At 62.3% G+C, this 19,439-nt stretch carries 13 protein-coding genes; 4 read left to right on the top strand and 9 right to left on the bottom strand.

Annotated features, from left to right (window positions below; genetic code table 11):
• Nucleotides 1-77 precede the first annotated feature (77 nt).
• Complete coding sequence (locus PJK54_RS07120) at nucleotides 78-662, bottom strand: superoxide dismutase (RefSeq protein WP_065392414.1); 585 nt, start codon at nucleotides 660-662, stop codon at nucleotides 78-80.
• A gap of 606 nt (nucleotides 663-1,268) precedes the next feature.
• Here PJK54_RS07120 and PJK54_RS07115 point away from each other — a divergent pair.
• The 3 genes from PJK54_RS07115 (at nucleotide 1,269) to tamB (ending at nucleotide 9,007) form a co-directional block, all read left to right on the top strand.
• On the top strand, nucleotides 1,269-2,408 hold the full coding sequence (locus tag PJK54_RS07115) for a hypothetical protein (protein WP_271302573.1): 1,140 nt from the start codon (nucleotides 1,269-1,271) through the stop codon (nucleotides 2,406-2,408).
• A 184-nt stretch (nucleotides 2,409-2,592) separates the two neighbouring features.
• A complete protein-coding gene (gene tamA, locus PJK54_RS07110) occupies nucleotides 2,593-4,677 on the top strand; it encodes an autotransporter assembly complex protein TamA (protein WP_271302572.1) in 2,085 nt (694 codons plus the stop codon).
• 160 nt (nucleotides 4,678-4,837) lie between these two features.
• Nucleotides 4,838-9,007, top strand: coding sequence for an autotransporter assembly complex protein TamB (gene tamB / locus PJK54_RS07105; RefSeq protein WP_271302571.1), 4,170 nt, complete (start codon nucleotides 4,838-4,840; stop codon nucleotides 9,005-9,007).
• Nucleotides 9,008-9,184: 177 nt separating this feature from the next.
• On the opposite strand, the gene PJK54_RS07100 is transcribed toward tamB, so the two are convergent.
• Nucleotides 9,185-9,661, bottom strand: a complete 477-nt coding sequence (locus PJK54_RS07100) for a YchJ family protein (protein ID WP_176503295.1) — start codon at nucleotides 9,659-9,661, stop codon at nucleotides 9,185-9,187.
• Nucleotides 9,662-9,710: 49 nt separating this feature from the next.
• Between PJK54_RS07100 and msrA the strand changes: the two genes are divergently transcribed.
• Nucleotides 9,711-10,349 carry a peptide-methionine (S)-S-oxide reductase MsrA gene (msrA, locus tag PJK54_RS07095; RefSeq protein ID WP_084208689.1) on the top strand — a complete coding sequence of 213 codons (639 nt, stop codon included), beginning with the start codon at nucleotides 9,711-9,713 and terminating at the stop codon, nucleotides 10,347-10,349.
• 149 nt (nucleotides 10,350-10,498) lie between these two features.
• Here the strand turns inward: msrA and PJK54_RS07090 are convergent, their stop codons facing one another.
• From PJK54_RS07090 to PJK54_RS07060, 7 genes are all read right to left on the bottom strand, one after another.
• The gene (locus PJK54_RS07090) at nucleotides 10,499-11,719 is read right to left on the bottom strand and encodes an MFS transporter (RefSeq protein WP_271302570.1); all 1,221 of its coding nucleotides are present in this window, start codon (nucleotides 11,717-11,719) and stop codon (nucleotides 10,499-10,501) included.
• Between the two features lie 227 nt (nucleotides 11,720-11,946).
• Nucleotides 11,947-13,113, bottom strand: coding sequence for a dicarboxylate/amino acid:cation symporter (locus PJK54_RS07085; RefSeq protein ID WP_077376451.1), 1,167 nt, complete (start codon nucleotides 13,111-13,113; stop codon nucleotides 11,947-11,949).
• A 243-nt stretch (nucleotides 13,114-13,356) separates the two neighbouring features.
• Nucleotides 13,357-14,415 (bottom strand): hydrolase, encoded by a 1,059-nt coding sequence (locus PJK54_RS07080; protein WP_077376448.1) that lies wholly within the window; start codon nucleotides 14,413-14,415, stop codon nucleotides 13,357-13,359.
• 188 nt (nucleotides 14,416-14,603) lie between these two features.
• Nucleotides 14,604-15,968, bottom strand: a complete 1,365-nt coding sequence (pepQ, locus tag PJK54_RS07075; RefSeq protein ID WP_077376445.1) for a Xaa-Pro dipeptidase — start codon at nucleotides 15,966-15,968, stop codon at nucleotides 14,604-14,606.
• Nucleotides 15,969-16,021: 53 nt separating this feature from the next.
• Complete coding sequence (locus PJK54_RS07070; RefSeq protein ID WP_271302569.1) at nucleotides 16,022-16,948, bottom strand: LysR family transcriptional regulator; 927 nt, start codon at nucleotides 16,946-16,948, stop codon at nucleotides 16,022-16,024.
• Nucleotides 16,949-17,327: 379 nt separating this feature from the next.
• Nucleotides 17,328-18,395 carry an ABC transporter ATP-binding protein gene (locus tag PJK54_RS07065; protein WP_077376441.1) on the bottom strand — a complete coding sequence of 356 codons (1,068 nt, stop codon included), beginning with the start codon at nucleotides 18,393-18,395 and terminating at the stop codon, nucleotides 17,328-17,330.
• On the bottom strand, nucleotides 18,392-19,423 hold the full coding sequence (locus PJK54_RS07060) for an ABC transporter ATP-binding protein (protein WP_136937816.1): 1,032 nt from the start codon (nucleotides 19,421-19,423) through the stop codon (nucleotides 18,392-18,394). The genes PJK54_RS07065 and PJK54_RS07060 overlap by 4 nt, the downstream gene beginning before the upstream one ends.
• Nucleotides 19,424-19,439 lie beyond the last annotated feature (16 nt).

The raw sequence follows: 19,439 nt of genomic DNA, 5'->3' as shown, positions 1-19,439 counted from the left end.
CGTCACTGTCAGGTCATATCATCCATGACGTCTGATGTGAGAGTGAAGTGAAGGTGCCATCACTCATGCCGGGTGTCTCAGGCTGCGAAGTTCTGTGCAGCGAAGTCCCAGTTGATGATGTTCCAGATGCTTTCCAGATACTTCGGACGCGCGTTGCGGTAGTCGACGTAGTAGGCGTGTTCCCAGACGTCGACGGTCAGCAGCGGGGTCTGGCCTGCCTTGGCGATCGGGGTGTCTGCGTCGTCAGTGTTGACGATTTCCAGCTCGCCCTGAGCGTTCTTGACCAGCCAGGTCCAACCGGAACCGAAGTTGCCGGCAGCGGAAGTGTTGAAGGCTTCCTTGAAGTCAGCGACGGAGCCCCACTTGGCCACGATGGCATCTGCCAGCGGGCCTGTCGGCTCGCCACCACCGTTCGGAGACAGGCAGTGCCAGTAGAAGGTGTGGTTCCACACCTGAGCTGCCTGGTTGAACAGGCCGCCCTGAGCGCTTTGGATGATGTCTTCCAGAGACTTCTCTGCGTCCGCAGTGCCTTCGACCATGCTGTTGAGCTTGGTGACGTAGGCCTGGTGATGCTTGCCGTAATGGTACTCAAGGGTCTCGGCGGAGATGGTCGGCTCGAGTGCGTTCTTTTCGTACGGCAGTGCCGGGAGTTCAAATGCCATGGGGGATAAGCTCCTTTTCCTCACCAATAGAATCTTGCTCTGACTTCGTTGGGGCAGGCATGAAGGCTTTCAAGCCTCCTTCAGTGTTCTCTTCGACGTCAGGCGACGAGGAGACAATCGCCAGGAATCCATTAAGCCAGCACATGATGGAAAATGTGCAATTAGCGTGAAAAACCTTGTGAATCCAGATAGCTACGAAGCCAGAGGCTGCGAGAGTCGCAGTGCTTTGCACTATAGCACTCGTGTTCCTGCAGGCCAACGCCGCCGGGACCTGCTGGCGGGAAAGCACCGAAGGATGTCGGTGAGCGATGTCAGGTATCGCGGGCGACGTCGCCGTCTGGCGGGAAGGTACAGTGCGGTTACATGAGAGGGACCGCGGGCCGTGCTGCCGGGGAACCTGATGAGATGGCCGGGGTCTGCTGTTAGACTCGGCAGAGCCGGCAACCGAAAACCGGCCAGTCAATCAGCGGGATACGGGCGTTTTCCCTCCAGGTGTCGCATGAGGCTCGAGCCTTGCCGCGGATGATGCCGACGCCTGTCGCTGGAACCTTGAGTCGATGTGCCAGTCATGGAGCCAGTATGCGGCAGGACACTACGGAACCTTCGATGGACAATTCCCGGGAGGAATCACTGATAGCACGGCGTGATGAAGCGCTGGCTCGTCATCCTGATGCAGCCCCGCCCCCGCGTCGTTGGCCGCTGTGGGTGTGCGTGCTGGCACTGGGAGGGGTGGTCGTCTGGCAGCAATGGCAATTGCAGCAGCTTCAGGACATGCGAGGCCAGCAGAGTGATCAGCTGAGTCGTCAGGTCTCGGGACTCAAGGGCGATGTCGAGAACGACGCCCAGCTGCTGGGGGATGTGGATGAGCGGCTTGCCCAGCTCACCACGCGGGTGGACGAGTCGCTGAGTGCGCGCATCGACGGCCTCACGCAGACCGATGAATCCCTTGCCGACAGCCTCGCTGAACAGCAGGCCGCCTGGCAGGAGCGTCTTGCCGCGCTCTCGGACACGCTGACGGCATCGCAGGACGCGCAGGCGAGTCGTCTCGCAGCGCTTGTCGAGTCCACCGAGGCCCAGCTCGAGGTACTACGCCAGGCGGGTGACAACCGCACCACCTTGCTGAGTGCCTTGCAGGGCTCCGTCAGTGCCCTTGAGTCCTTGAGCCGGGATGGGCGTGCGACGCTCAAGGCACGCCTCGACGCACAGGCTGACACCCTGGCCCATCTCGAGACCGAGCTCAAGGCAGTCGAGCAAGCGCAGCAGCAGTCGCTGCCCCCACTCGAGCAACGCCTGAGCGATCAGTCCAGCCGCCTGGATCAGCAGGCCGCGCAGCTTGAGCGTCTCGCCTCGCAGTGGGACGCCCTCAGGCAGGCGCAGGATGAGGCGACGACAGAGGATCGCCAGGCAAGCTCGCAGGCGCTGACGGCCTTCAAGCAGTCCCAGCAGGAGGCGTTGGACGCGTTGCGTCGCAAGCTCGAGCAGCAGCAGGCGTCCCTGACGGGGTTGGTGGACTCCCGGCTCGCGCCGTTGAGCAAGACCCAGACGTCGCTGTCTTCCCAGCTGGGGGAGCTGCGACGCCAGCAGACAGCGCTCAGCGCCGGGCTGGAAGCCCTGGGTGAGGCATCCCCGCAGGACGAGCAGCTACGCTCCCTGGATGCCAGCCGTCGGCAGTTGAGTGGCCGTGTGGCGTCCATGTTGAGTCAGCTGTCCCGGTTGGAGCAGCGAGTCGCGCGCCTGGAGCGCTGAGCAGTGATGGAATCCTGGAGGGTCACGTACCCGTGAAGGACACGAACCTCCCCGAACCGGCCTGCGGCAGATGACATATGGTCAGTAACAGTGATGGACAGTACTCGCATGAGTACCTAACAAGGGACGTGCAATGAGTGGCGACAAGAATGGGAGAGCGGGTTCGCTCGAGCCTCGAGGCAAGATGTTGAGCAACGACGCTGCACGCCGCTATCTGCGCTGGAGCAAGCCGCTGGTCCTGTGCACCGGCCTACTGCTGGCACCACAGGCATTGGCGCTGGATGCCGCGGTGAAAGGGCTGAAAGGTGCCGCTGCCACCAACGTGGTCAATTATCTGGCGGGGCTGACGTTGGAGGAGGATGTCCCGGCCGAGCGCTACGAGGACGAGATCATCCGGCGCATCCAGGAAGCGCTGCAGGCCTTCGGTTACTACGATGCCCAGATCACTCTCCGCTATCCCGAGAAGGGGTTGCTGGGGGGCGATGATGTGGTGGTGACGGTGGATGCCGGTGAGCCGGTTACCATCGAGACACTGGAGCTGCGACTCGAGGGCGACGCCGCGCGCGACAAGGTCATGAAGAAGGCGCTGGCCGATGCCAATCTCGAGGAAGGCGATGTGCTGCGTCACTCTCGCTACGACAGCCTCAAGTCGACTCTGGCGTCGCTCAGTCTCGAGCGCGGCTATTTCGATACCTCCTTCTCCCAGCAGCGCATCGAGGTGCGCCCCTGGTTGCACTCGGCACGCATCTATCTGGTCATGCAGAGCGGTCAGCGTTACCGCTTCGGCGATATCACCTATCTCAACAGCCAGATAGAGCTGGATCGCGTCAAGGCCATGCAGCCGTTCCAGACGGGGGATTATTACGAAGCCGGCAAGCTGACCCAGTTCAACCAGCGGCTGAGTGAGGCAGGCTGGTTCCGCTCGGCCGCCATCAAGCCACAGCTCAATCCGGGCGCCGAACTCAAGACCACCAGTCCTGACAGCAAGATCAAGACGCGCAACGTCAAGACAGCCTATGCCGAGGCACAGGGGTATGAGGGGTCATGGCTTGCCGATGTCGAGCGGACTGACGTCGAGCAAGACAGTCAAAAAGGCAGTGAGAAAGACCGTGACACAGAGACGAATCGTCGTGCTGGCGCGTCCTCACGATCAGCCTCGTCGGTGCCTCCCGGGCAGGCGACCTTGGCCGCCGGCGGTGCTGCGAGTGAAGCGGGTACTGATCAAGCCTCCGGCAGCGACACGCCGGTACTGACTGGCGATGCGCTGGAGGCGGCGGTCAAGACGGCCAACGGTCCCATCATTCCCGTGGATATCAGCCTGATTCCCGCCGACCGCCACAAGTTCGAGACGGGCATCGGTTACGCCACGGATGTCGGGCCACGCCTGCAGTTCAGCTGGGAGGTGCCGTGGGTCAATCGCTATGGCCATAGCATGACCAACAGCCTGTTCCTCTCCTCACCGGAGCAGACCTTCGAGGGTGAATACCGCATGCCATTGGCTGACCCGCTCAAGGACAGCTATGTGCTGGAGTACGGGGTGGCCATCGTCGACGACGATGATGAGACCAGCAATGAAACGACAGTGCGTTTCGGGCGTGAGTGGAAATTCGACAATGGCTGGCAGCAGAAGATTTACCTAGGCGCGAGCTATGACGACTTCACCATCGCCTCAGATACTGGTCAGGTGTTTCTGCTGTATCCGGGGGTCAGCTGGACGCGGACACGAACTCGTCCCAAGGCCTTCCCCATGTGGGGGGATCGTCAGAAGCTGACGGTAGAGTACGGCAATCAGATCTGGGGGTCTGATGAAAACTTCGTGTGGACCCAGTTCGATACCAACTGGATCCGCTCCATCGGCAACAATCACCGTTTCGTGGCGCGTGCCGGTATCGGTAACCTCGATACCGATAACTTCCACGGCATGCCCAACTCCAAGCGCTTTTATGCTGGCGGCGACAGCAGTGTTCGCGGTTACTCCTACGAGAGCCTCTCGCCGGAAGATGATGACGGGGATGATGAAGGCGGGAGTTCCCTGCTGACCAGCAGTCTGGAATATGACTACCGCCTGACCGGTGACTGGTGGGGCGCGGCCTTCTATGACGCTGGTAACGCCTTCGATGGCTGGGATGCCCTGGAGCTCAAGACGGCGGCGGGCATGGGGATTCGCTGGATCTCCCCGGTGGGCCCGATTCGCCTCGATATCGCCCATCCCTTCGATGATGATGACAACGATTATCGCATTCACTTCTCGATCGGGCCCGAGTTCTGATCAGCAGGCCTGATCCGCAGGTCTGATCGGGGGGCGAGACGGAGTGCCTCCTGAAGCCGGGAAGTGTGATCGCTGTATGGACGCGTGATCGGCTCTCAAGCGCAGCAAGCGCCTGCTCAGCTCAATCAGCTGGGTGGGTGAGCTGATAAAAGATATGGAGATGTTGGAATTGTCTAATCCCTATGTACGTCGGGGCGGCCTGGTCATCCGGTTGCTGATATGGCTGCTCGTGTTCCTGATCGGGCTAACGATGCTGCTGGTCGGGGGCGTGTTGTCCCCGTGGGGCACAGGGCTCGTGCTCGATCAGGCACGCTCACGTGGCTTCATCGATTATTCGCAGGCCTCAGGCTCACCGCTGGAAGCGCTGTCGCTCAAGGACGTCTCGCTGGACCTGCCGGGGCTGGCCGTCAATGCCGACTCCCTGTCGCTGGCCTGGGGCGAGGACTGTCTGCTCCAGGGCAAGCTGTGTCTCGAGTCGCTTGAGTCCAGCGGGCTCGCTATCACCCTGAGTGATAGCGGTGCCAGCGAGGAGCCTGAGCCAGATAGCGGTGAGAGTCTCAACGTGCCCATCGTGGTGCCGATTCCCATCGAGGTGCGCAAGGTCGCCATTGATGACTTCGCCCTGGCGCTGGCGGATGGCAGTCGCGTCACCTTCGATCACTTCCATACCTCGGCCGCGCTGTCGGTGAGTACGCTGACGCTGGGCGAGACACGCCTGATCACCAGTCGTTTCATTCCGGCTGATGCCGTCGCGGCTCAAGCGACGTCTGACACTGTGAGTCTCGAGGGGGTGAGCCTCACGCCTGAGGCGCAGCAAGCGGCGAGCGCAGTGGTCAACGCTCAGAGGATGGCGCCTCAAGCCGAGACCGCCGCCAGGGCCATCTCGAACAAGGCCATCACGGATGATGCCGCAGAGCCGGCTGGCAAGACTGCAGACAAGACCTCAGATGAGACAGCGCAGGCCGGGCGCATCGCCTTGCCGGAGGTCTATATTCCGCTGACCATCGAGGTCCCTGATCTGGCCATTGAAGACTTTGCGCTCAAAGGGCCGAGCCCGTATGAGGTCAGCCGTCTGTCGCTGGCGCTCAAGGCGGAAGGGCATGACATCACGCTCTCGCGTCTCGAGGTCGACTCGCGTGACGTGAATGCCGATCTCGTGGCGCAGGTCACGCTCAAGGACGAGTATCCCCTGAGCGCCACGCTCAATGCCGAGACCCTGATCGACCCCGTGCGTCATGAAAGGCTCCGCCTGTCGCTTGAGGGCTCGCTGGCGGATCTTGAGGCCTCTCTCAAGGCCGATGGCCCGCTGGCCGCCGAGCTTGTTGCCAGCGCGGATGTGCTGGACAGTGATCTGCCCTTCGAGGCGCGTCTGAGCGCCAAACGGATCACCTGGCCCCTTGCCGCCGCCAATGACGCAGCGGGTGATGCTGCTCTCGCGCCTCAGAAAGAGGCCCAGACTGCGGTTCAGGACAACGCAGCCAAGCACATCGCCAAGAGCCAGTCTGCCTCCTTCACGCCTGACTATATTGTCGAGAATCTGGCACTGGTCGCCAAGGGCTCACTGTCAGGCTATACGACCACGCTGGATGCCATCATCGAGGGCCGTGACATTCCGCGTGCCACCGTGTCATTGGCAGGCGACGGCGATCTCGAGCATTACCGTTGGCAGCCGCTCAAGATCGCGCTCAAGCGTGGCTCCGCGACGACCCGCGGTGAGATCCAGTGGAAGGAAGGACTCCGGGTCGTGGCCCAGCTGGCGCTCGACAAGCTGCATCCCGAGGATCTGCTGCCGGCCCCGACCGGTGGAGGGCAGAAAGCCGTGCGCGGTGAGCTGAGCGGCAATCTCGCGGCCAGCTTCCATCAGCCACTGCAAGGCCCGTGGGCCGTCGATGTCAGCAAGCTGGATATCCATGGCACCTTGCTCGAGCGGCCGCTCACGCTGACCGGCAAGCTTTCAGGCAATGCCGACATGCAGTGGAACGTCGACGCGCTGGAGCTGCGCCAGGGGCAGAACCGCCTGAGCGCCAACGGCAAGATTGCCAAGACCATCACGCTTGCCGCCAATATCGATTTCCCGGCGCTCTCGACCCTGATGCCGGATGTCGCGGGTGAGCTCAAGGGCAAGATCGATGCCACGGGCACCCTCGACAAGCCGCGACTGGCGAGCAACTTCACGGGACGACGCCTGCAGATCGGGGAGAATCGTATCTCCGACATGGCGCTGTCCGCCGGGGTCGATGCCCGCAAGCGTGGTGTGGATGACCCGGCACTGGATATCGCCCTCAACGCCGACGGCGTTCGGGCTGGCGGTCAGCAGATCGCGACGGTCGCGCTGACGCTGGGGGGCTTCCTGAGCGATCACACCTTGCAGTTCGATACCGAGATGGCCGGCGAGATGCCATTGTCACGTCTGGGACTGACCCTCAAGGGCGGGCTCGACAAGGCGCGTGAGCATTATCGTGGGGCGCTGTCTCCGCTGACGGCGAATACCGACTTCGGGGACTTCAACTTCGACACGCCGGCACGCTTCGATGCCAATCTCGCCAAGGGCAGCGTGCTGGTGCAGCCGTTCTGTCTGAGTCGGGAACAGGGGGGGCAGATCTGTGTCGCTGAGCCCTTGAGTGCGGGCAATGACGGCCAGGCCGTGGTGACGCTCGAGGGGATTCCCTTGGACATGGCCCAGAGTGCCATGCCGGAGAGCTGGACCATCGGTGGTGCCACGGGCGGCAAGATCACGGCAAGCTGGAAGCAGGGTGGCCAACGCTGGAATGCGGACGCGGAGCTGGCAGGCAAGTTGACACTGGCCGGGGAAGACGCCGATGGCAATGCCTGGTCGCTGCCGGAAACCACCTTGCAACTGGCGTTGGAGGCCACGCCCGAGAAGGCTGATCTCGATACCCAGATTCGCCTCGACAGTGCTGGCGGCATCGGGCTCACCGTGTCGGTCCTCGACCCGGCGGGCGCAGGTCAGCTGGATGGCTCGCTGGCCATCCGCGACATCGATCTCTCTCCGTATCGTCCGCTGGTGGCGGGCATGACTCAGCTGGAGGGCAAGCTGGCGGGTGACGTCAAGGTCGGCGGCAATCTGAGCCTGCCGTCGTTGACCGGCCCGATCGCGCTGACCGGCGTCAAGGTACAGGGTGAGGGGCTGCCGGTGTCGCTTTCGGATGCCCAGTTCACCGTCGACTTCGATGGCAACAGTGCCGATATCGAGGGGTATCTGGTGGGCAATGATGCGCGCTGGGGTATTGATGGCGAGGCGGCCTGGCCGACCCTGGATGACTGGACGGCGGCAGTGAATCTCGACGGTGCGAAGAATCCGCTCGAGCTCAATATCGCCGGGATCGGGAGCATGCGTGTCGCACCGGATCTGCAGATCGATGCCAGCCCCACGCTGCTCAAACTGCGAGGTGACGTCAATGTGCCGTGGACACGCATCGAAGTGGACCAGGTGCCGCCGTCTGCCGTGTCACCCTCCAGTGACACCATCATCATCGAGCGTCCCAGTGATGAGGACACCTCCAACCCGGCTGAGCTGGCGGATGGCAGCGATACCGCCAAGGCGCTCAATGAGGCCGGCATGGCGCTGGATGTGAGGATCGGCATCCATATCGGGCCAGATGCTCGCCTGGAGGCGATGGGGCTCAAGACCAGGCTCAGAGGGGATCTCGATGTGCGCCAGTCCAAGGGCGGTGTGCAGGTCTTCGGTGAGGTCAATCTCGTCGACGGGACCTACAAGAGCTTCGGGCAGGACCTGCAGATCAGCAAGGGGCAGGTATTGCTGGCCGGTCCGCCCTCGAGTCCGCGTCTGAATATCGAGGCGATCCGTGATCCTGACAACACCGAGGACGACGTGACCGCAGGGGTGCGTGTGACGGGGCTTGCCTCCTCACCCAGCATCGAGATCTTCTCGGACCCCTCGATGGATGAGTCATCGGCACTGAGCTATCTGCTGCGCGGCGAAGGCCTGGACAGCGATACCAGCAGTGACAGTGCGGTCACGTCCGCCTTGATCGGCATGTCGCTGGCGCAAAGTGGCCAGGTGGTCGGACAGATCGGGGAAACCTTCGGCGTGAGGGATCTGAGTCTGGACAGTTCCGGCAGCGGGGATGACAGCCAGGTGGTGGTCAGCGGCTATATCGCCCCGGATCTGAAGCTCAGTTACGGCGTCGGGCTGTTCTCGCCGATCGCGGAGCTGACGCTGCGCTACAAGCTGTTCCGCAATCTGTATGCCGAAGCGGTGTCCGGTACGGCGCAGGCCGTGGATCTGCTCTACAGCTTCTCATTGGGTCGCAGTGAGCTGGCGCCCAGAGTCGGCAAGGACAGATGACACGCCAGGCCAATTGATTGCCACAGATTCAGCCCCCATCGATAGCGTCGGTGGGGGCTGTTTCGTTTTGCAGGGCGTTTTTCAGGATTGTTTTGCAGGGCGCGTCTTGCAGGGCTTGCAGGGCTTATGCCCGAGATCGTGATCGTGCGCGTCAGCACCAGGCGCTGACGGTCAGCGTCATGCCGTGCAGCAACGCTTGATCTTCTTGCCGCTGCCACAGGGACACAGGCTGTTGCGCCCTGGCGTCAAAGTCTGCCACTCGGCATCACCGTCGACATAACGCCAGTGATGGCCATCATGATGAAATCGGCTAAGTTCCTGCAATCGTTGGAACTTTCCCTGCTCGAAGAAGGTGGCGTGAAAGCGTACCATGCCGGTATCGGCATCTTGTCCGCTGTCCAGAATCTCCAACGCCAGCCATTGCGGGCCAGCACCTTCCAGGTCGGCGCGTGCTGGGCAATGTGCCGCGTCCCAGCTGTCGATGAGGAAGTCGCTCAGCGAGAGGCAGAAGGCACTATAGCGGGCGCGCATCAATTGCTCAGGGCGTTCGGCGAGGGTGATGTCCGCATGAATCGGCTGACAGCAATCGACGTAGCGTCGTGCCTCAGCGGTGTTGGGCTGGCAGGGGCAGATCTTGGGGGGCAGAGATGACATCATTGAACCTATACACGATTGCACGACGCGACACAGGAGAGAGTCCGCCATGTGGAAGACGCAAGACAAGCAGGCCATTCCCTCGGCAGAAGATGCCTTGCCGGGGCGCGAACAGCCGCTGCAGATAATGGGTACCCATCACGTCAATGGGCGCTCGATTGTACCTCCCTATCCCCAGGGATGTGAGGAGATCGTGCTGGGACTGGGATGTTTCTGGGGCGCGGAGCGTCTGTTCTGGCAGCTGCCGGGCGTCGTGGTGACGGCCGTCGGGTATGCTGGCGGCCATACGCCGAACCCGACCTACGAGGAGACCTGTACCGGCAAGACCGGACACACCGAAGTGGTACGTGTGGTGTTCGATCCGACGGTCATCGGTCTGCCGGAAATCCTGCGTGCCAGCTTCGAAGCGCACGACCCGACGCAAGGCATGCGTCAGGGCAATGACATCGGTAGCCAGTATCGCAGTGCGATCTACTACGTCGATGACGCGCAGCGTGAGATCGTCGAGAAGAGCCTGGCGGATTATCAGCAGGCGCTCAATCAGTCCGGTCTGGGACGGATCACCACCGAGATCGCTCCGCTCGAGACATTCTATTACGCGGAAGATTTCCATCAGCAGTATCTTGCCAAGAATCCGGGCGGCTATTGTGGCCTGAAGGGCACGGGGATCAGCTGCCCGATCGGCTAGCTGGCGGGCGGCGAGCGCATGGACGGTCTGCCCTGATTGCGCTGACCTGAAGAAACGCGAAAGCCTCATGGTGACCGTCAGCACGACGCCAGCCATGAGGCTTTCTGGTTGCTGGGCCCGCCTGCTGGGCGACGGCCGATCGCCCGGTCTCAGTCCGTCGTGGGGGAGGCCTCATCCTGGCTGCGTGAGCGACTCACCAACAGCCATGCCAGTGCCACGAGCGGCAAGGCGCCACCGATCGCCATGATGCCATTCCAGCCGAGATGGGCGTAGATCAGACTGGTCAGCGCCGAGCCGATCGCACCGCCGACGAAGATGCTGGTCATGTAGATGGCATTCAGGCGGCCACGGCTCTCGGGGTCGAGGGAATAGATGGCGCGCTGGCCGAGGACCATGTTGGTCTGTACCGCGAAATCGAGCAGCAATCCCGTCACGGCCAGTGCAACGACCTGTAGAGTCATCGGCATCAGCCCCGTTGCGAAGCTGGCACTGGCGAGTACCAGGGCGCCTACGGTGGCAATCGAGGTGTGGCCTGCATCTGCCAGGCGTCCGCTGATCGGGGCGGCGACAGCTCCCAACACCCCCACCAGGGCAAACAGCGCGACCTGCGTCTGCGAAAAGCCGTGTTCGTTGACCAGCTCGAGCGGTACGGCACTCCAGTAGAGACTGAATGCCGCGAACATCAGCCCCTGGTAGAGGGAGCGACGACGCAGTACCGGTTCATCACGCAGCAACTTGCCGAGGGTCTTGAGCAGCGCGGGATAGCTTGAGGTATGGCGTGGCTGGCGGCTGGGGACCACCCGCCATACCACGCCCCCGACCAGCAGCATCAAGGCGGCACCGACGAAGAAGATGCAGCGCCAGCCGAAGTGATCCGCCAGCAGGCTGGAGGCGGGCCGTGCCAGCAGGATGCCCAGCAGCAATCCGCTCATGATGTTGCCGACCACGCGGCCACGGCTCTGTTCCGCAGACAGGTGAGCCGCCAGCGGGATCAGGATCTGCACCGAGACCGAGCTGACACCGATCAGCAATGACCAGAGCAGAAACGAGGAGGGAGCATCCGCCAGCCCCGCCAGTACCAGACTCGCCGCCGAGATCAGGATCGTGGTGATCAACAGCCGGCGGTTTTCCAGCAGATCGCCCAGCGGTACCAGAAACAGCAGGCCAAGCGCATATCCTCCCTGGGTCAGCGCCACGATGAGACTGGCGCTGCTTTCTGACAGTCCGATGTCGCCCGCGATCATGTTGATGATCGGCTGCGAGTAATAGACATTGGCGACGATCGCGCCGCAGCAGAAGGCAAACAGCATCACCAGGGCGCTGCTGATGCCGTCGCTGGGGGTCGAGGAAGAGGTATCGGAGGGAGTCATGCGTGATTGCCCCGTGTCATGAATGAAATCCATCATCGTCACGGGGAAGGTGAATCCCCATGGCCGCGTGGAAAGAACAGCTCTGACATGCGGTCAAGGGGACGCGACCATAAGGGCTGGATGGCGCAACTCTGGATTCCAGTCGGTCATGGCGTCAGCCAGCACCGATGTCACCGGGCAGGCGGCCTGACCTTCTGCTTGAGGCGATGCCGCCTGTCGTCTCGGCTTCAGCGATACCGCTGGCGATCCTGTTCGGCTTCGGCGAAGCGATCGATCCACTGTACCAGCGCACCGTCACCCGCCACATTGCAGGCGGTGCCGAAGCTGTCCTGCGCCAGATAGAGCGCCATCATCAGGCCGACGGCGGCAGCATCGAACCCCAGCAGACTCTGGAGCACTCCGACCGATGTCATCGCGGCGCCGCCAGGCGAGCCCGGCGCGGCGATGATGGTAACCCCGAGTGCGGCAATGAACGGCAACAACGACATCAGGTCGGGCTGCGGCAATGCCGGCGTCACCAGGATGACACCGATGGCGCAGATGGTTAGCGTGATGGCGCTGCCACACATGTGGATCGTGGCAAGCAGCGGAATGGCAAAGCTCGAGACCGAGGGCGAGATATGATTCAGACGCGTCTGGCGCACGGTCACGGGGATCGTCGCGGCGGATGACATGGTGCCGGCGGCAGTGAAGTAGGCCGGCAACATGTTGCGTAGCGCCACCAGCGGTGCACGGCCGGTACTCATGCCACTGGCGAGGTAGAGAAGACTCAGCCACAGCCAGTGCAGGGTCAGAGCGAGAATCAGGATCATGCCGAAGCTTTTCAGCGTGTTGGCCACCGTGCCGGCGATGGTCATCTCGCAGAAGAGTCCGGCGATATAGAAGGGCAGTGCCGGTATCAGTGCCTTGGCGATGAAGCGCTCGACGATGTCACGACCACCGTCGGCAAAATTGCGCAGGCCATCATGGCCGGTGGCGGAGATACCGATCCCGAACAGGAAAGCCGTGACCAGTGCGGTGCTGATATCGGTCAAGGGGGGGATGTCCAGCGCGAAATAAGGTTGGAGCACCATCGGGTGACTGGCGGGCATCTGGGTGTGGCTCACGATATGTGGCACCAGTTCGAGACCCACCACCGCCGACATCAATCCGGCCAGCGTGGTAGAGGCATATGCCAGCACCATGGTCAGTGCCAGCAGCCGCCCGGAGGAGCGCTCGAGACGTGCGATGCCGCTCATGATGAAGAACAGGATGATCAACGGGATGGCATACTCCAGCAGCTCGCCGAACAGCACCTTGAAGGTGAGCAGGCTTCGCACGAGGATGTCCGGGGCCCATTGACCCAGCAGTACACCGGCGACGATGCCGAGTACCAGACGAAAAATGAGGTTCATTATCAGACCAATAGCCTAGGTATCAGGCGCGCAGTCTACCATCCTCGTGGCATCGCGACAGTGCAATCCTTCTTCTCTCTATATACCGTTATCTTGTCATTGTTTCCTTTCAAAGTAATGACGGCGTCTTCGGGCCGGAAGACGTCTGTGAATCTGACCCGCGAAGGTCTCCGTGTGCTCGTCCCACGATACAGGACGTCAGTCACGCGGCAGGTGCTCGAACGAGGCGGCAGGCAACGTCAGTTACAGCGTTTCCTGCTGAACACTGTGACGCTGACGGGAGTGTGACAATGCTGACCAATCCGTGAGCTGGCGCGTGATTCTGCGCGCCAGCCAGGACGACAGACGACCGCGCCGCCACTCGATGAAGCCGACATGCCCGCCGCGTTCGCTCAACTCGATCCGCACCGCTTCAGAGGGCTGCGGGAAGCGCGAGAACAGATCACGAGGCATGAAGGGATCGTCCAGCGACTGCAATATCAGGGTCGGTAGCTCGATGTCTCGCAACAGCCGGCCGGCCGAGGCGCGGGAGTAGTAGTCACTGGCCGAGGAAAACCCATGCAAGGGCGCCGTGACTTCGTTGTCATAGGCCCAGAAGCTGTTCAACTGCGTCAGCTGGTGTGCACCGATGGAGATGGGCAGCGGCCCGTTGGCCAGCTTGGCGGCCACCTTGGCTTTCATGCTCTTGAGCAGATGTCGCTGATAGAGTCGCGAGCTGCCCTGATTCAGCACGTCGGAGCTTGCCGCGAGATCCAGTGGTGCGCTGATCGCGATCGCCCCGGCGAGGTCCAGCCCATCTCCGCCTTGTTCCGCCACCAGCTTGAGCAGCATGTTGGCTCCGAGAGATACGCCACAGGCCACCTTGAGGGCATGAGGGTAACGCCTGCCCATCTCCCCCAGAACCCAGTAGGCATCCGCCGTGTCACCACTGTGGTAGGCCCGCGGCAGTCGGTTGGGCGATTGCCCGCACCCCCGGAAATGCATCAGCACGGGCCGCCACCCCAGACGCGCTGCCGCATTGAGCAGATCCCGAGCGTAGGGCGACTCCAGATTGCCTTCCAGGCCATGGAACAGCACGAACAGCGGGGCGTCATCGGACAGTTCAACTTCCCGTTCGCGACGGCTGTTGCCATCACTGGTCACCCAGGAGAGTTCGACGAAATCACCGTCCGGCAGGTTGAGTATCTCGGTGCGGCGAGACAGCGGGGCGCGGGGCAGCAGGCGGGGCAGCAAGGTCTGGACATGGCGATTGCGCAACCCCAGAGCGGGCCGGAACTCGGAGGTGAAGATCGAATGAGGCATGACGCTGACTCCAGAGACAGGAAATCCCGAGCAGGGGCATCGCGCGCCACATGCCAGGATTTCCTGACTTCCATTCAGTGATTCTTTACGTCTGATACCAGGACTGGCTGCATCATTTCATTATCCATCGGTCACTGCTAGTTGCACTGCAGCATGATGCGCCGTCGTCGGTCAGGTCACTGCGCTGCTCACAATCCGGTGTCGGGGCTGCGCGTCAGGTTCTCGGCGCCATCGGCGGTGATAACCAGATTGTCCTCGATTCTGACACCGCCATGAGGCGCCAGGGCGTCTACCAGTGACCAGTTGATCGCCTCGCCCCGTGCATCGTTGCGCAGTGGCTCGAGAAGCATGGGGATGATGTAGCACCCCGGCTCGATGGTGATGGCCATGCCGGTCTCGAGTACGCGGGTCAGGCGCAGCATCGGGTGACCTTCCGGAGGGTGACGCACCTCACCGCTGGTGTGATCCGGAATTCGACCCGCGACATCATGCACCTGAAGTCCCAGCAGGTGCCCGAGACCATGCGGACAGAAGGCGGCGGTGATGCCTTGTGCGACCTGCTCCTCGGCAGGCAGGGAAACCACGCCCAGTTCACGCAGCAGCTCCCCCAGCTCACGATGCATTTCCAGGTGAAGCTCGACGTAATCGACCCCGGGCGCCAGTCTGGCGATCAGGCGCTTCTGGAGTGCCTCCACGCCCTCGATCAGTGAGCGGTAAAGGGGCAGCGCGTCATCACCCGCCCAGCTGCGGGTGATATCGGAGGCATAGCCGTGCACGCTGGCACCGGCATCCACCAGCAGGCTGCGGCGGGAATCAGGCGTCTGCAGGCCATAGTGCTGGTAATGCAGTACCGCGGCATGTTCGTTGAGGCCGACGATATTGCCGTAGGGCACATCGGATTCGCGTTGGCGGGACGCGCCGAGATACGCCAGCTGGATATCGAGTTCCGCACCGCCTTCCATGAAGGTCCGCCGGGCAGCCAGGTGGCCACGGGCAGCGCGCAGGCTGGCCTCTCTCAGACAGGCGATCTCGAATTCGCTCTTGCAGACGCGCCCCTCGTCCAGCTGACGGACAAGCCCGAGCGGATTGGGCAGCGCCTCAAGCTCGCTGACCACCTCCGGCTGAAGCTCGGCGATCTCACCCACCAGCGCCACGCGGCCCTCGGGACGCTCCGGCAGTGTCGGCTTGCGCAGATGCACGATCTCGAAGCACGCAGCCCAGGGGGCGATGTCAGGTGTCGGCAACGTGGGCGACAGGTGCCAGAAATCATCAGGGGCATACAGATAGAGCGTTGGACGCTCACCCGGACGAACCAGCAGCCAGCTATCGCTCAGGCCTGCCATCGGCACCCAGTGAAGGAAGTGAGCATGGGACTTGAAGCTGGCATCCTGGTCATCGGCGAAATGCCGTTTCGGCTTGCCGCTATGCAGCACGATGGCGTCCAGATCATGCTGTTGCATGGCAAGCTCATAGCGCGCCTGCAGCGCCGCCAGATGCGCGCGATGTGCCTCGGCATGGGTCAGTGCGGGGTCATTCAGGCGAGGTTCGAACATCTGTCTTCCTTATGTCAATGTGGTTCAGAGCTGCGCTGTCGCCGGCGAGTCCTTCAGGTCAGTCCGCCGGACTCCGGTGGCTTGCCAAGCCGCGACCATAGCTCACTGACGCTGGCGTGACGTGGCTCGCGCGGGCGATAGAGTCGAATATGCAGTGGCAGATCCCAGCGTTCATCTCCGGCGCGCACCAGCTGCCCGCTGGCCATCTCCGCGGCCGCCAGACGCTGTGGCAACCAGCCGATGCCGTAGCCCTGCAGCACCAGTGCCTTGATGTTGGCTGCCTGGATGTTCTCGTTCATGGTCACCAGGTGTGCCTGGACGGGCACCTGAGCCAGGTGAGCCGTCAATGAGGTCGCGATGACGGCGCGGGGGTGAGGGCTGATGAACGGCAAGGGATTGCGACGCGTGCCCGGCAGGGGGTGAAGCGGGCTGCCATCCGCCTGGGGCGCGCATAGCGGAATGAAGCACTCCTCACCGACTACCAGGTATTGATAACTGTCCAGCTCAAAGCCGAGGTCCACACGTGCCTGAGGCCAGTAACACATGGCCAGATCACACTCGCCGCGATCCAGACCATGAAAGTAATCCGCCGCCAGCCAGCCCGTCGCACGCAGATAGGGAAACACCTGCTCCCGCAGCTGGTGCTGATCCAGCCATTCGGGCAGGAAATGTGATACCAGCGATTGCGGCGCACCGAGCGAGATCTTGCTGGCCTGCTGCTGGGCCATGTCATGCAGACGTTCACGCGTGATGCGTACCCGCTCGGTAATCTGCTCGCACAGCTGGAGAAACTCATCCCCGGCAGGGGTGAGTGACAGTGGCAAGGTCTGACGATTGATCAATGTGGTGCCCATCTCCTCTTCCAGCAGTTTGATACGGCGAGAAAAGGTGGGCTGAGAGACATTCTGTGCATCGGCTGCCCGTGAAAAGTGACGGGTCTGAGCCAGAACGATGAAGTCTTCGAGCCAGCGTATTTCCATGGATTCGGTGTGCCTCGTCGGCCTGTCGACAGGCCATGTCAGGAGGTCGGGCGCACATCTCTGCGGACGTGTCACACCAGGGTATCTTGCGGGGAGGTCAATGGCGCCATGCCCGGCAGCGTTCATCGTGACGATTCGCTACCGGGCAGATTGACCCCTTGGTCAATATCGGATCTGCGAGATGTTGCCCTAGACCGAGAGTGGGATGCAATCGTCGATCCGTCGATGTCGACCCGAAAGTCCACGCCAGGCATGTCATCAGACGGCAAGGCAGTCGGCTTGCGCCGGCTGCCTTGGACATCGCCATCCGTGCCCCGAGGGCCGGGCCCTGAGGCACGGGGCAACTCACCACGGAGTGGCATCTGGGCAGGTGTCCTGCTCAGTCGATTCTGCCTTCCTCGACGGCATGGCAGGCCACCTGACCACCCTCGATGGCGATCAAGCGCGGGATCTCCCGACGGCAGCGTTCATTGGCATGCGGGCAGCGACCATGGAAGACGCAGCCCGATGGCAGATTCACCGGGGTCGGCACCTCACCCTCCAGGCGGATGTGATTGGGCTTGTCATCATGCAGGCGCGGTATCGCCGACATCAGTGCCTGGGTGTAGGGATGTCTGGGGCGAGCGAACAGCGAGCGAGTGTCCGCCAGCTCACACAGGGTCCCCAGATACATCACGGCGACACGTGTCCCGAAGTGTTCTACCACGGCAAGATCATGGGTGATGAACAGGTAGGTCAGATCCCGCTGTTCCTGCGCATCCATCATCAGATTGAGCACCTGAGCCTGAATCGAGACATCCAGTGCCGAGATCGGCTCATCGGCGACGATGAACTCGGGGTCCACCGCCAGTGCGCGGGCAATCGAGATGCGCTGGCGCTGGCCACCGGAGAACTCGTGGGCATAGCGCTTGCCCCAATCCGGGTCGATCCCCACCGAGCGCATCACTTCCTCGATCTTGTCGCGGATCTCACCATCCTTCAGTGTCGGCTGGTGGAAGCGCAGCGGCTCCTCCAGCGTCTGCTGGATGGTCATGCGGGGATTGAGCGACGCATAGGGGTTCTGGAAGATCATCTGCATGCGACGGCGATAGGGCAGCAGGTCCCTGGGTGCCATGTCATCGATACGTGTCCCGTCGAACCGTATCTCCCCGCCACTGGGCTTGAGCAGCCCCATCACGGTACGTGCGACCGTCGACTTGCCACAGCCGGACTCGCCGACGACACACAACGCCTCGCCCCGCTTGACGTCGAGAGTGACGCCATTGATGGCATGCACGTACTCCTGCTTGCGCCGCAGGCGTCCCTTCTCGAAGGTCAGCTGTTCGAGGAAGTCACCGGACAGCGAGAAACGTTTCTCGAGATCGCGGATCTCGACCAGGGTGTCGCCGAGCGCGGCACTTGTCCCGCTGGCGAGACGCTCCTCTGGTGTGAGAATGGCCTGACTCATGCGTTCACCTCCGTTCGGGGAGCCTGGGAGGCATCGGTGACGATCGGGGTCCACGACTCTCCTTTCACCATCGCCTGCACCATGTGACAGGCCACCTTGCAATTGCCGGATGCCACGAAGGCGGGCACCTGCTCATGACAGACATCCGCCGCGAAATCACAGCGCGGATTGAAGGCGCAGCCAGCCGGAATCTTGGTCAGTGTGGGCATCGAGCCGCGAATCTGATTCAGGCGACTACCGGGCGTGGCCATCTGGGGCAGGGCGTTGATCAGCCCCTGGGTATAGGGGTGCTGGGCATCATTGATGATCTCGCGGGTCGGGCCCTGCTCGATCACGCGGCCCGCATACATCACCAGGGTGCGCTGGGTCACCTGGCTGACGACACCCAGGTCGTGGGTGATCAGGATCAACCCGACATTGTGCTTCTCGCACAGCAGCAGCAGCAGCTCCATGATCTCGGCCTGGATGGTCACATCCAGTGCGGTGGTCGGCTCATCGGCGACGATGATGTCCGGGTCCAGCAGCAACGCGATGGCGATGATGATGCGCTGACGCATGCCACCGGACAGCTCGTGCGGGTACTGATCAAGACGCTTTTCCGGTGAGGGAATGAAGACCTGATTGAGCTTGTGCAGGGCGATGGCGCGCGCATCCTTGCTGGAGATGCGACGGTGCGCCTTCAAGCACTCGATCATCTGCTCGCCGATGGTCAGCACCGGATTCAGCGTCATCATCGGGTCCTGGAAGATCATCGAGATGCGATTGCCGCGAATCGATTGCATCGCCTTGGGCTTCATGGTGTTGAGCACTTCGCCATCGAATTTGATCTCGCCGCCGGCGATGTAGCCGGGCTTGGCGATCAGATTCAGGATGGTGAAGGCGGCGACCGACTTGCCGGCCCCCGACTCACCCACGATGCCCAGGCGTTCGCCACGTTCCAGCGTGAAACTGACGTCGCGCAGGGCGCGGACCTCGCCGCCTCGCATGGCGAAGCGGACATCGAGGTGGTTGACTTCAAGTAATGCCATTGTCTTGATTCCTCGT

The sequence above is a fragment of the Cobetia sp. MMG027 genome (assembly GCF_027947415.1).
In the GTDB taxonomy this organism is placed as follows: domain Bacteria; phylum Pseudomonadota; class Gammaproteobacteria; order Pseudomonadales; family Halomonadaceae; genus Cobetia; species Cobetia marina.
Note: the sequence above shows the minus strand (reverse complement) of the source record. Positions and strands in the feature narration are given on the sequence as shown.